General features: G+C 66.7%; 11 protein-coding genes. 5 read left to right on the top strand and 6 right to left on the bottom strand.

Annotated features, from left to right (window positions below; genetic code table 11):
• Window positions 1-3 precede the first annotated feature (3 nt).
• Both IFSED24_RS09060 and IFSED24_RS09055 read left to right on the top strand, forming a co-directional pair.
• Window positions 4-1680: a Na/Pi cotransporter family protein gene (locus IFSED24_RS09060; protein ID WP_491334898.1), complete on the top strand. Its 1677-nt coding sequence runs from the start codon at window positions 4-6 to the stop codon at window positions 1678-1680.
• Window positions 1681-1719: 39 nt separating this feature from the next.
• Complete coding sequence (locus tag IFSED24_RS09055; protein ID WP_491334897.1) at window positions 1720-1971, top strand: nitrilase-related carbon-nitrogen hydrolase; 252 nt, start codon at window positions 1720-1722, stop codon at window positions 1969-1971.
• Here the strand turns inward: IFSED24_RS09055 and IFSED24_RS09050 are convergent, their stop codons facing one another.
• The 3 genes from IFSED24_RS09050 to IFSED24_RS09040 form a co-directional block, all read right to left on the bottom strand.
• Entirely contained in the window at window positions 1972-4329 is a 2358-nt protein-coding gene (locus IFSED24_RS09050) for a thiamine pyrophosphate-binding protein (RefSeq protein ID WP_491334896.1), read from the bottom strand.
• A gap of 111 nt (window positions 4330-4440) precedes the next feature.
• Entirely contained in the window at window positions 4441-5028 is a 588-nt protein-coding gene (locus IFSED24_RS09045; RefSeq protein WP_491334895.1) for a 3'-5' exonuclease, read from the bottom strand.
• A gap of 7 nt (window positions 5029-5035) precedes the next feature.
• On the bottom strand, window positions 5036-6091 hold the full coding sequence (locus IFSED24_RS09040) for a hypothetical protein (RefSeq protein WP_491334894.1): 1056 nt from the start codon (window positions 6089-6091) through the stop codon (window positions 5036-5038).
• A gap of 170 nt (window positions 6092-6261) precedes the next feature.
• Between IFSED24_RS09040 and IFSED24_RS09035 the strand changes: the two genes are divergently transcribed.
• Window positions 6262-6756, top strand: coding sequence for a hypothetical protein (locus IFSED24_RS09035; RefSeq protein WP_491334893.1), 495 nt, complete (start codon window positions 6262-6264; stop codon window positions 6754-6756).
• On the opposite strand, the gene IFSED24_RS09030 is transcribed toward IFSED24_RS09035, so the two are convergent.
• A complete protein-coding gene (locus IFSED24_RS09030; RefSeq protein WP_491334892.1) occupies window positions 6753-8057 on the bottom strand; it encodes an ArnT family glycosyltransferase in 1305 nt (434 codons plus the stop codon). The two genes, IFSED24_RS09035 and IFSED24_RS09030, sit on opposite strands and share 4 nt — an antisense overlap.
• 317 nt (window positions 8058-8374) lie before the next feature.
• Between IFSED24_RS09030 and IFSED24_RS09025 the strand changes: the two genes are divergently transcribed.
• On the top strand, window positions 8375-8569 hold the full coding sequence (locus tag IFSED24_RS09025) for a hypothetical protein (RefSeq protein ID WP_491334891.1): 195 nt from the start codon (window positions 8375-8377) through the stop codon (window positions 8567-8569).
• A gap of 165 nt (window positions 8570-8734) precedes the next feature.
• Window positions 8735-10321, top strand: coding sequence for a hypothetical protein (locus IFSED24_RS09020; RefSeq protein WP_491334890.1), 1587 nt, complete (start codon window positions 8735-8737; stop codon window positions 10319-10321).
• A gap of 30 nt (window positions 10322-10351) precedes the next feature.
• Here the strand turns inward: IFSED24_RS09020 and IFSED24_RS09015 are convergent, their stop codons facing one another.
• Window positions 10352-11710: a sigma-54-dependent transcriptional regulator gene (locus tag IFSED24_RS09015; protein WP_491334889.1), complete on the bottom strand. Its 1359-nt coding sequence runs from the start codon at window positions 11708-11710 to the stop codon at window positions 10352-10354.
• Window positions 11710-12759, bottom strand: a complete 1050-nt coding sequence (locus IFSED24_RS09010; RefSeq protein ID WP_491335041.1) for an ATP-binding protein — start codon at window positions 12757-12759, stop codon at window positions 11710-11712. Before IFSED24_RS09010 ends, IFSED24_RS09015 begins: the two co-directional genes overlap by 1 nt.
• Window positions 12760-12846 lie beyond the last annotated feature (87 nt).

Here is a 12846-nt window from a genome sequence, read left to right as displayed (position 1 = left end):
TTCATGAACGACGGTATCGCCGGCATCGTGCTCCACGCCCTGGCCTTCAAGGTGGTCGGTGGCCTCGGCATCTTCCTGCTGGGCATGAAATTCATGTCCGACGGCATGCAGGCCGTGGCGGGCAGCCGGTTGCGCAGCCTCATCGGTGCGGTGACCAGCAACCGGATCGCCGCGTGCGCCATCGGCACCGTGGTCACCAGCGTCGTCCAGTCCAGCTCCGTCACCACGGTCATGGTGGTCGGCTTCGTCAACGGCGGCTTCATGACGCTGATGCAGGCGCTGGGCGTGATCATCGGCGCCAACGTCGGCACCACGATCACGGGCTGGATCCTGGCCCTGAGGATCGGCAAGTACGGACTGCCAATCCTCGGCCTGGCGGCGCTGGTCTACCTGTTCGTCAAGAGCGAACGGGTGCGCTACACGGCCATGGCGATCTGCGGTGTGGGGATGATCTTCTTCGGGCTGGAGACCATGTCCTCCGGATTCAAGCATCCGGTGGTCAACGATCTGCTCCTGCAGCTCTTCGCCACCATGTCCGGGGACACCATGTTGGGCATTCTCAAGTGCGCGGTCGTCGGCTGTCTGGCCACCATGCTGGTCCAGTCGTCCTCGGCGACGCTCGGCGTCACCATCGCGCTGGCGCAGTCGGGAATCATCGCCTTCCCCACCGCCGCGGCCTTGATCCTGGGGCTGAACGTGGGGACCACCGTCACGGCGTTCCTGGCGTCGCTCGGGGCCTCGGTCAACGCCAGGCGCGCGGCCTATGGCCACATCATCTTCAACGTCGTCGGCACGCTCTGGCTCGTCCCCATCTTCCTCTGGTACACGTCGTTCATCGAGATGATCCTGAGCAGGTTCGGGATGCTGTTCTCGCTGACGCCCGACATCGTGACCAAGATCGCGCTGGCCCACTCCTGCTTCAACATCGTCAACACTCTCGTCTTCCTGCCTTTGCTCGGTCCCTTCGCCAGGCTCGTGACGCGTCTGGTCCCGGACAAGGACCACCGGGAGACCCCGCACCTCACATTCCTCGATGTCCGCCTGCTCGATTCGCCGGCCATGGGCATCGCCCAGTCCGAGGACGAGATCCTGCGCATGGGCAGCCACATCGCCAAGATGAGCACCATGCTCCGGACGGCCCTGGAAAACGATCGAATCGACGAGAAGGTCACCCGGCGGATCCTCCACCGCGAAGAGGTCCTGGACATCATGCAGGACGAGGTCACCGAGTTCCTCACCCACGTGCTATCGGGGAACATCCCCTCCGACATCGTGGAGGCCAGCAGGGAACAACTCCGCATGGCCGACGAGTACGAGTCGGTGAGCGACTACTACGCCAAGATCCTCAAGCTCAATCTGAAGCGGAACAAGAAGGGCTTCCGGTTCGGCGACCGTGGCCAGGCCGATCTCCTGAAGCTGCATGACCTGGTCGACGAGTACCTGACCATGGTCTCCCAGGCCGTCGCGGAGCGACGTCCCGAGGTCCTCAGCAAGGCCAAGCTCCAGGGCGACGCCATCACCGTCCATGCCAAGGAATCCCGGAAACGGTATCTGGCGCAGCTGGGCGACGAGGGCGTTCCGCCGCGGGCGGCCCTGATCTATACCGACATGCTGAACGGGTATCGGCGGACGAAGGATCATATCTTCAATATCGCGGAGACGCTGGCGGGGGAGAAGTAGGACCGGGTCCCCTGTCGGTGGAACGAATATCGGCAACTGGTGGTCCTGCCCGAGATGTTCGCCACGGGCTTCTCCGTGGATCCGCGGGTCACGGCCGAGGCTCCCGATGGTCCGACACCCACCATCTTGCGCCAGCTCGCACGCGACCGCTCGGTCGCCGTGATCGGCGGCTACGTGCATGCCGCCGCCGAGGCCCAATCGGTTCATTCACAACCGGATCGCCTGGTCGTGCAGCCCCTCCCGTGGTCTCCCGGCTGCCGCTGTGGCCGCCGCTGCGACCGTCCCGTCTGATCAGTGGCTCTCGCCCTTCGCGTGGGCCACCAGATGCCCCAGCACCTTCATGCGCTGCTCGTAGGCCTCGCCGAACTCGATGAGCCCCCGGGCGATGCTCTCCGGATCCAGTCCCGCCTCCTCGAGCACCTCGTCCACCGAGCCGCCGCCGCGCCAGCGGTTGTCCTGGTCGCTCGAGAGCGCCCAGTCGTCGGCCAGCGGATTGAGCGACCACTCGCGCAGGCAGATGCGCGCCATGTTGGTGACGTAGGTGCTGTTGAGGCGGTCGCCCTTGGTGAGCACCGTGTCCTGGTACTCCTGGTCCTGGAGGCGGAAGAGGTCGCGGCTCGGCACGGCCACGATCTTCAGGTTCACGCCGGCCGCGTCCACCGCGGGCAGCGCCTTCAGCAGGTTGGCGGTGCTCATGGTGCCCTGGACGAGGATGCAGCCGTGCTGGGGCTCCTGGGGGCGGTAGTCGCGCAGGATGTAGGCGCCGCGGGCGGCGAGCAGGTGTGAGCCCAGGCCGAGCTGCTCGCGGTCGAGGATCTCCACGCCGGGCCGCGTGAGGTGCAGCACGATCACCGGCTGCGGCAGGCGCAGCGCGGCGGCGAGCATGGGGCCGACCTCGTTGTACTCGTAGGGTACCAGGTTCAGCACGGCGCCCTCGGGGAAGAGCTGGGTCACGCCGGGGGAGAAGATGCCGAAATGGGTGCGGCTGTCCTCGGCGGTCTCGGGGCCGCTGTGGCCGGCCACCCAGATGCACTTGCCGAGCTGCAATTCGCAATCCTGGGCGAGCTGGCTGTAGAGCCGCATCATCCCGTACTTCAGGTAGCTGAACGAGCCGTAGGTCGAGCAGGCCGTGTACCAGCCGTTGAACTCGTTCTCGGGCTCGCGGCTCAGGTTCACCGACGCGCAGCCCGCCATGATGCCGGCGTTGGCGAACTCGGTGATGGGCTGGGGCAGGACCACGCCCGCGGGATTCTCGTCGCGGTCGTACCAGCCGGCGTTCTGGAGCTCGGCGGAGTAGTCCTTGCCGAAGCCCGCGATGTTGGTGGAGCCGGCCAGGTCGGCCGAGGTCACCAGGAAGAGCGGGCGGCCGTAGCGCTCGAGGCAGACGCTGTTGACCCAGCTGCCCCAGCGCGCGAAGCCGGCGCGGTTGGGCTGCTTCTGGCCGGGCTGGGCCCAGAGGTCGGCGGGATAGCGGGCGGGGTCGAAGAGGTCGGGGTCCTCGAGGGGGTTCTTGGCCTCGGGCAGCAGGAAGGTGTCGATGCTGGCGGGAACCGAGTCGCCCAGTTCGACCAGCCGGTCGGCCAGGTAGGCCATGGTGTCCTCGCGCTGGCGCAGGACGTCGAGGGCCGTGTTCAGGTGGCTGGACAGCCGCGCGAGCTTGTCCTCGGTGGTGACGGGAGCCTCCTCGCCCTCGCCTTCCCAGGTGACGCCGTACTTCGCGGCGAAATCGCGGCGGCCGGCCCAGAACTTCTCGCTGTGGTACTTGTGGGCGGCGCCGTGGCTGTCCTGGTCGAAGGTGTAGTAGCCGCGGCCCTTGCGCGTGCGGCCGAACATCATGCCGGGGCGGCCGGCGGGGTTCTCGCCGGCCGTGAGGTCGAAGAGCGCGCGGGTGACCTGGGTCCAGTCGCTGCCGTCCTCGGCCTGATGGACGTGGAAGCCGTAGGGCTCGAACCACTGGCGCGGGTCGCCGTGGACCACGCTGGAGAACGGACGCGGGTCGATGCCGAAATCGTTCCAGTCGAGGATGACCTGGAGGTTGTCCAGGCCCAGGCCGTAGGCGCTGTTCTTGGCCTCGTGCCAGCAGCCAGCGGTATGCCCGCCTTCGCCCTCCAGGGCGAAGACCTTCACGCCGGTACAGCCGGCCTTCTTCAACGCCAGCGCCTGGCCCACCGCCGCGGGGGCGCCGTGGCCGCTGGGGCCGGTGTTCCACTTGCAAAAGAGGTTCTTACCCGCCATCTCCACGTGCCCGGGCAGGCCGTCGTGGTGGCGCAGCGTGAGCAGGTCCTCCCAGGTGAGCATGCGGTCCGAGCCGCCGGGCACCAGGTACTTGCTCTCGCCGGTGCGCTCGGCCGCCAGGCGCAGCGCCTCGTTGAACACCGCCAGGGTGCCGTAGACCAGGGGCGCGCAGTGGCCGGCCACCAGGACGAAGCGGTCGGCGAACCGCTTGCCGGGGTTGCGGATGTCCCAGCGCATGGCGCCGCTGAGCATGAGGCTGAGCAGCATGTGGGCCTTGGAGCGGCTGCCGCCGGGATGGCCGCTCTGGCGCGTGTCGAGCATGAGGTCGATGGTCTGGTCGACCACGTCCTTGATGACTTCCCAGTGCTTGAAGTTGGTCTCCTGTGCTGCGAGAAGCTGGCGGGGATCGGACACGGACGTTCCTCCGGTAGGGGGGCTGGACCCTCGCCGACGTGAGCGGCCGCCGGCGCGCGCGCCAGTAATGTCGCAGAAGGACACTGGTCAATCAAGACTGTTGGGAAATTGTCAATCCGTCAGGGCGCGACCCAGGTGGTGGACCTGCAGCACGGCGCCGGCGGCACGGGCGTCGTCGGCGGCGCGGTGGCTGGTGAAGCGGCCCTCCAGGCCCATCTTGCGCAGGACCGTCTCGAGGGTGGCGCCGCTGGTCCGCTCGTCATTCGTGGCGAGCCAGGCCATTCCCACCGCACGCAGGTCGAAGGCCCCGCCCACGAAGTGCTCGCGGAACGGCAACCCGAAGCGCAGGCACTCCTTGCGCAGGAGGGGGACGTCGTAGTAGGCGCCCCAGGCGGCGAGGTGGGCCTTGTTGCGCGGACCGTACCAGTCGAGGAAGCGGCGGCCGACCGCGTCGAACGTGTCGCGGTCGGCCACCATCTCGGGAGTGATGCCGGTCAGGCCCGTGATGAAGGGGGTCACGGGGTAGTCGAGGGGGCGGACCAGCTCGCTGAACGAGCCGGTGACTTCGAGGCTGCGGCGGTCCAGCCGCACCGCCCCGATCTCGATGATGTTGCTCCGCTCCACCGAGTTGTCGCCCTCGTCCTCGGCGGGGCAGGAGGCTTCCAGGTCGATCACCACGATGTCGGCGCTGTAGCGCATTCCGCGCTCAGTCGCTCTCTCGCAGCAGCGCCAGGCGCGCGCGGTTGACGCAGGGCTGGCCGCCGGGCGGCGTGGTGATGACGCGGAGCAGGCCCTCGGCCGTGTCGGCGTCCTTGTTGTAGGCCGTCATCTCGATACGGACCGCGGTGTTGTTGTCGAGCGTGTCGTCCACCTCGAGGCTGATGTTGCCCTCCACCACGGTGCCGGTGAGGTCGCAGATATCGGCCCAGTCGCAGGACAGTCCGCCGCCGAGGTCGGTGATGGCCAAGGTGGCGGTTCCGGCATCGATGGTGATGGTGCCGAGGCCGGTCACCCAGAGCATGCGCTGGCACTCGCCGATCACGTTGAACTCGTAGCTGCTGAGCCGGTATTCGCCGCTGGCGAAGGGCAGGCTCGGCTTGTGGTTGCAGACCACGGTGACGGTGTCGCTGGCCGAGGTGCCGGCCTGGTCGATGGCGGTCAGGATCAGCTGGTGCTCGCCGGGGGAGAGGCCCACGGCGAGTTCGGTGCCGGTGCCCAGGTCGCCGTCGAGGCTGCTGACCCAGCCCAGGCTCGACGGCGGCACGTTGCCGTCCTCGATGTCGGTGCCCCGGCCGCGCAGAAGCGTGGGCACGTGCGCGGGCAGGAACGTCTCGCCGGTGAGCGGCTCGAGGATGGTGGCCACGGGCGGGTAGTTGTCCGGGGTCAGGATCTCGACACTGACGCTGTCGATGGCGAAGATCTCTGCGGTCTCGCTGGCCTTGAGGTAGAGGGTGTGCGTGCCCAGGGGCAGGCGCACGTCGACGATCTCGCCCCGACCCTGGAGGCTGTCCTCGTGGACCTCGTCCAGGTACCAGGCCAGGTACTCGGGGTAGATCCGGTTGCCGCCGCTGTTCTCGCCGTAGCCACGGAGGGGCACGAACTGGGCGGCGCTGTAGTCGGCGCCGCTCTCGGGGCTGGTGATCACGGCCCGGGGCTTGGGATTCGGCGTGGCGGGGTCGTCGTCATCGGAGCAGCCGACGAGCCCGCATACGAAGGTGAGGAGCAGGCAGGATCCGAGCATGAAGAGCGAACCATGACGCATGGGGCGACCTCCCGAGCGTGGGGTTAGTAGAGACCAACCATTCCCAGGCAGTATGGCCGCTCTGGCGACAATATGCCAGCACCTCTTCAACTGGCTGCAGACGGAACCCCCAGTTGACGTTATCCTGGCTGTCCGAACCCCGCGATGGTCCCTCAGCTCGGAGGCAAGACATGCGACGCGCCCTCGTCCCCATCCTGGTGTTGATCCTCGCCAGCCTGACGACCGCCCCGGCCTGGGGTCAGCAATACTTCATCCGCACCAACACGCTCTATGCCGAGGTCATGGGTTCTGGCGGCATGGTCTCGGCCAATTTCGAGAAGCTCGTGACCGACCAGGTCGCCGTGCGCATCGGCGCCGGCGGGACGTTCTGGTGGTATGCCCAGTCGTTCGTGGTGCCCGCCACGGTGAGCTATCTCATCGGCGAGCAGAACAGCTTCCTCGAACTCGGAGCCGGTATGTCGTTCTTCTTCCTGCCGTCGGACTTCAACGAACAGGACGACGCACCCCTGTACGAGATGACCGAGAGCCAGGTCGCGGCCGCGGGGATCGTGGGCTACCGGTTCATGGGGGATTATGGGCTGTTCATGAGGCTGGCGTTCACGCCGCTGGTGACCAAGGAAGGGTTCGAGGCCTCGGGCGGGGCGAGTTTCGGGTTCAGCTTCTAGACGCTGCCACCGCGCCATCGCCTGGCAACCAGTCCGTAGAGGATGACCAGCCCCTGCGCTGCGAACAGGAAGATGATCGGGTAGATGGGGTAGCGGAGTCGCGGAATCACGAAGAAGACGATCTGGGATAGTGTCCAACCCAGGAGCATGAGCCAGAGCAGGATATCCCGGCGCCCTTCCGTCAAGATTCGACCCACGAGGCCGACCAGGAACAGGGCCAGGGTCAAGAACCAGGGTAGCCAGTATCCGGGGCTCCGCACGAGGCTGTTGGTCGGGTCAAGAATCCAGGCGTAGGCGACTTTCCGTAGCGACAATCCCAGTTCTCCGGCACCCCTGGCCTTGATGTCGTCCATGGCGTGGCGGCGGTAGATGTCGTCCCTGGCGATCTCGCTGACCGCTGAATCGATCTCCATCTGCATGGCGGGAGGGGCGGTGAATGAGACCTTGGCGCCGGCCTGATCGCTGAAATTCGAGACGCCCAGGCGGGCCTTGCCGGTTCCCGTAGCTTCGGCATGATGCCCTAGCCAGAGATTGTAGCCAGCACTGGACTCGAACAGAACCAGACGTCCATGGACGCCCTGGTTGCGCAAGGTCCACGGCGCGACGACTGCAGCCATCCCGACCATCATGATCACCGAGACGAGCAGCCAGCGCCGACTGCCTTCGCCCGAAGCCCGCCCGCGCCAGGCCAGGCTCGCCACAAGGAGGAGGATGAATGGCAGCATGCGTCCCTTGGTGAGCAGCAGGGCGCCGGCCACCAGTCCCAGCGAGAAGGCGATGCCCAGCGAGGGCCGAGTTTCACTCCGGCAGAGTGCATAGAGCGCCAGGACGGCGCACCAGAGAAAGGTGAGCACGCTCTCGGTGAAGACCGTGCTGCTCAGGATCAGGAATTCCGGGTAAAAGGCGAGCCAGGCCGCGGCCAGAAGCGAAACGCCCTGGTCGAAGTAGATGCGGGCGAACCGGTAGAGGAGAAGCGGGGTTGCTGCCAGGAGCACTGCGTTGAGCAACTGCAGGACCAGCTCGCCCTGGTCGGGGCCGAATGTGCGAATGAGTCCAGCCCAGAGATAGGTGAACAGGGGGCCGAAGAAACTGCTGACGAATCCCTGGTAGAGATAGCCCGTGCCGTCGACGATGCTCTGCGCGATGGAGCCATGATCGGTGCTGGAATAATCCTTCAGGTATGTCTTCCGCATGAGGATGATGCCCACGCGCAGGATCAGGCCGATCAGGCCCATAGCAAGGAGTGCCAACCTGGCGCGTTCGACGATGGTCGAGAACAACCGCTGCAGCATCGTTAACATGGACCAACTCTCTCGGTGGTAATCGATTCTGATTTCGAGGATCCCACAGATATCATTCTAGCGCAGATGAAGCCTCCAATCCAGGTCGGCGGTTTGGGCGTCTGCATTCACCGCCAGGCACCACTGATGGTCTGGATCGAGAAGTCACGGCCCTGCTTGGAGCACTCAACGATCACCTCAAACTTGGCGTGGCTCCGCATGCGCCTTCATTAATTGATGGCTAGACTCCAATTTTGTTTTATTGGTTGATCTCATGTCTTGATTTATGATAACATTTCTTGGCAGTCGTGGCACAAGCCAGGAACCGGAGGGTTGCCATGAAAACCATCGGACACTTCATCATCTTCGTGGCATTCTTCCTCACCTTTGCCGCCGTGCTCGGCCTCCTGGTCCTGGGTGCCACGGCACTGCGCTCCACCCTGGCGCTCCTGATGATCTTGCCGGCGCTGCCTGGGTTGTACGTGGCCTACTCCCGCGGTTATCGCGCCCTGATCGGCCGACAACGCAGCTAGCATTTTTTCAGCAATGGATTTCCCCGGGTTGACGAACGCAGAGGCACGGGGTGACCGGCGGCCGATCTTGCGGCCGCCGGTCGCGTTCTTGCCGTGAGGCGACCAGCGGGATAATCTCATGGAGCAATGGCTGCGCATCCACTGACCCGCCTCGGGAGACCACGCTTGTCCTGGCCACGAACCGCGGAGATCCTGATCGCTGGTTGCCTCTTCTCCTGGTTCCTGGGTGTTGACCCGGTGCCCGCACAAGTCGACCTCGAAGGCGCCTCGGACCATCTCACCAGCTACATCGAGCACGTGCTGGCTGCCGAGTGGGCGGCCGCATCGGCATGCTGGCAGGACGACCATCTTGCTGCGGCGAATAGGTTCGGGGTCTGCTTCAGAGATCTGCCCCTCAAGGTGGATGGAGATTCGCTGCTCTGGCGAGTCCGCTCCTGGCTGACAGCCGGTCGGGCACGCTGGCACCTCGATCCGCCGGTGCCGATCGAGTCGGGATCGCTGGCCGGAACGTGCCGCGTGCCCCTGGTGATCGAGGCGGGCAGCCAGGAGTTGTCCCACCCGTATCACCTGGTCCAGGCCTTGGGCCGCTGGCATTTGATCAACCCTGCGCGCTGGGTTGCCGATGGTGGACCGGTGGCCAGGGGACGCTTCGTCACGATCCATGACCTCCGCCCCATGGCGCCGCTGGCGACCCCACCTCACCTCATCGCGCAGCTCGACTCCTGCATCCTGGACATGACCGGACGGCTCGACTGGAGTGCGCAGAGGCTGGCGCTGCTCGAACGGGAGCAGCTCGGGTACCTGCTCGCCTCGCCGGACGAGGTCGAGCGACTCGCCGGAGCGCCGACGGTGGGCGTGGCCAATCTGCAGCAAGACATGGTGGTCACGCACCACCCCTGCCATGCCCATGAACTGGCCCACCTGCTGGCCATCATCTGGCTCGATGATCTCCCGCTGTTCACGCTGCCGCTCCTGCAGGAAGGGCTGGCGGTGCATCTGGGAGGGCGTTGGGGCCGCCATCCGTGCGTGCTGGACCGGCTGGGACGGACGGGCCTGGTGGAGGGCTGGCTGACGCTGGATGATCTGCTGGCCAGAACAGATTTCTTCGCCATGTCGGCCGACCTGACCTATCCGGCTGCGGGCGTGTTCGTGGGCTTCGTGTTGAAGGAGTACGGTGCTGCCGGGCTAGGCCAGGCCTACCGGGATTGTTCAGGATCGGCGGCGGCGGTCTCTGGCTGGACGGCCATGGAGGTGGTTGGGCGCCTGGCGGAGGCGCTGCAGACTCCATGGTCCGACCTGCGGGCGAGGTTCGAAGCGTACCTTCACCAACCGGTGACGCCAGGCGTGAGTGCTGGTTACTGGCCGAGCCCATTCGTGTCGAGGTGGCGGGAGGTTTCCGGTCGGCTCAGCGTCGATGCCGACGGGGTCGGAGGTTTCCTCGTCGAGGCCAGTCACGGCACACCGGCCGGCATCATCCTCTTCGGTAGCAACGAGGACACGTCCGCGGGCAACGAGCTGTTCCACGAACACGTGCCGGACCGCCCTTACCGTGGCGAGTCGCTTGCCCTCGTGTTCTCTCCCGACGAGGTCAAGCTCTACGACTACCGCCGGCAGATGCTGATCGCCCTGCACGCGCAGGGATTCTGGCCCGCTGAGGATCTGGTGCGCGATGATGGACGCGCCCTCGGATTCAGGATCCCGGACCTGCCGCTGGGGCTCGGCGACAGGACCCTGATCGCGAGCCCCGAGTGACCGCTGACGGGTGCGCGACGTCCGCTCCGTTCAACTCATCTCCTCGAACTTCTTCAACCGGTAGATCAGCACGTGTCGCGGCAGGCCGAGGTACTCGGCGGTCCGGGACTTGTTGCCGCCGAACCGGGAGAGGGCGCGCTGGATGATGTTGCGCTCGAGAGCGGGCAGGTCGAGACGGTCCGGGGGCAAGGATCCCGGCAGGAGCAGGTCGCCCGCGGGCGCCGGTGCGGCTGTCCGGTGATCGCCCGCGCCGGCCGCCAGGTCGGATAGGTCCAGCCTGTCACTCTGTCGGAGTACCACCAGCCGCTGGTTCAGGTTGCGCAGCTCGCGGACGTTGCCTGGCCAGGACCGGGATTCCAGGTCGGCGACCAGGGTCGGGGTCGAGGTCACGGCCTCGCCGCCATGCAGTCTTGTGAAGTGTTCCCAGAGCAGAGCGATGTCCTCGCGGCGATCGCGCAGTGGCGGCAGGTGCAGCACCACGATGGCCACGCGGTAGAAGAGATCCTCCCGGAAGCGGCCCTCGCGGCTGGCGGCCACCAGGTCGCGATTGGTGGCGCAGACCAGCCGGAAGTCCACCTCCACCGGGGCGGTGGCGCCCACTGGATCGATCTGCCGCGATTCCAGGGTGCGTAGCAGCTTGGGTTGCAGCGCCGGGGTCAGCTCTCCGATTTCATCGAGGAAGAGCGTGCCGCCGGCGGCGGCGCGGATGCGGCCGTCGTGGTCGCGGTCGGCGCCGGTGAAGGCGCCGCGCAGGTGTCCGAAGAGTTCGGATTCGGCGAGGTCGCCGGCGATGGCGCCGCAGTTCACGGTGACGAGGGGGCCTTCCCAGCGGGAGCTCGCCTCGTGGACCAGTCGTGCCACCAGTTCCTTGCCGGTGCCGCTCTCGCCGGTGATCAGCACGGGGGCGTCGGTGGCGGCCGCCTGCCGGGCCTGCTCCAGCACGCGCGCCATGGCCTGCGAACGATAGACCAGTCCGCTGTCGGCCTGTCGGCGACGGAGGATGCGGCGCAGGTTGGCGTTGTCCCGGCGCAGCGCACCCTCGTCCAGGGCCTTCGCCACCGTGACCACCAGCTCGTCCCGCTCGAACGGCTTCAAGAGGTAGGAAGAGGCCCCCAGACGCATGGCCTCCACCGCCTGGCTCACCGTGCCGTGGGCGGTGAGTACGATGACCGGGATGCCCGTGGGCTGGACCTCGCGCAGCACGTCGAGACCGTCGCGGCCGGGCATCTTCATGTCGGTCAGCACCAGGTCGACCTCGCCGTGTGAGAAGCGCGCCAGTCCTTCCTCGGCGCTGCCGGCGTCGAGGACCTCGTGCCCGGCCTGCTGCAGGATGAAGCTCACCACCTCGCGCAGGTTGCGGTCGTCATCGATCAGTAGCACCCGGGCCATCACGGGCCTCCTTCGCTGGCGGGCAGGCGGACGCAGAGGCGCGCGCCATGGAGGCGGTCCTCGTCCACGGCGACATCGCCACCGTGATCGCGGGCGATGCGCAGGCAAGTGGCCAGGCCGAGGCCGGTGCCGCCCTCGCGGGTGGAGAAGAAGGGGGTGCCGAGGTTGGCCACGGCCTCGGTCGTGAAGCCGGGACCGTTGTCGGTGACCGTGAAGCGGAGCTGGCCGCGATCCCGGTGCAGCGCCAGGGTGACCAGGCCGTCGGGTGCCGGGCCCGCGGCCTCGGCGGCGTTCAGGCCCAGATTCAGCAGGAGCTGGCGGATCAGGGTCCGATCCCCGTCCAGGGGGCAGGCCTCGTCGGCGAGCTCGACCGTGACCCGGGGCGCCGCGTCCCGGTGCCGCAGCAATTCGCCCAGACGGGTCACCTCCTCGCGCAGGTCGAAGCGGGTATGGTCGCCGGGAGTGGGGCGGGCGAAGGCCAGGAATCGTGTCAGAACATCGTTCAGACGGGCCGCCTCCTCGCGAATGATCGCCAGGAGTCGACCGCGACCATGGTCGCGTGGTTCGTCGTCCTGGAGCACGTCGGCGGCGCCCTTGATGCTCGCCAGGGGATTGCGGATCTCATGAGCCAGGCCCGCTGACAGCTGGCCCACCGCCGCCAGCCGTTCGCGCTGGACCAGTTCGCGTTCGAGACGTTCGCGTTCGGTGAGCGCGGCGCGGAGGTGGTCGCGGGTGCGCCGATCACGATCCTCCAGGGTGCCCGTGACCAGGGCCACGGCGAGGTAGAGCACCATCTCGAGGACCTTCTCGAGGGTGGGGGCGGGGTCGAAGCCGATCAGTCCGAAGGCATGAGGGATGTAGAGGAGGCAGACGGCCAGCGCAGCCACCAGCCCGCCCGTCCGACCGCCGCGGAAGGCGGCGATGATGATGGGGAAATAGTAGAGACGCCGGTAGATGCCGTGGGCGGCGTGGATGTGCATGGCGGTGTTGTAGTGCATGAGGGTGACCACCAGCACCATCAGCGCCACCAGCCCGTAGGCCTGGATCATTTTCTTCAAGACGGCACCTCCAGATCTGAGTGGAGAATATTCACCAATGGCGCCGCCGTCAAGGTGGAGAATATTCTTCAAAAATCT

The organism is Candidatus Latescibacter sp. IFSED24, assembly GCF_058273205.1.
The sequence above is the reverse complement of the archived record's forward strand: the minus strand, read 5'-3'. Positions and strand labels throughout refer to the sequence as shown.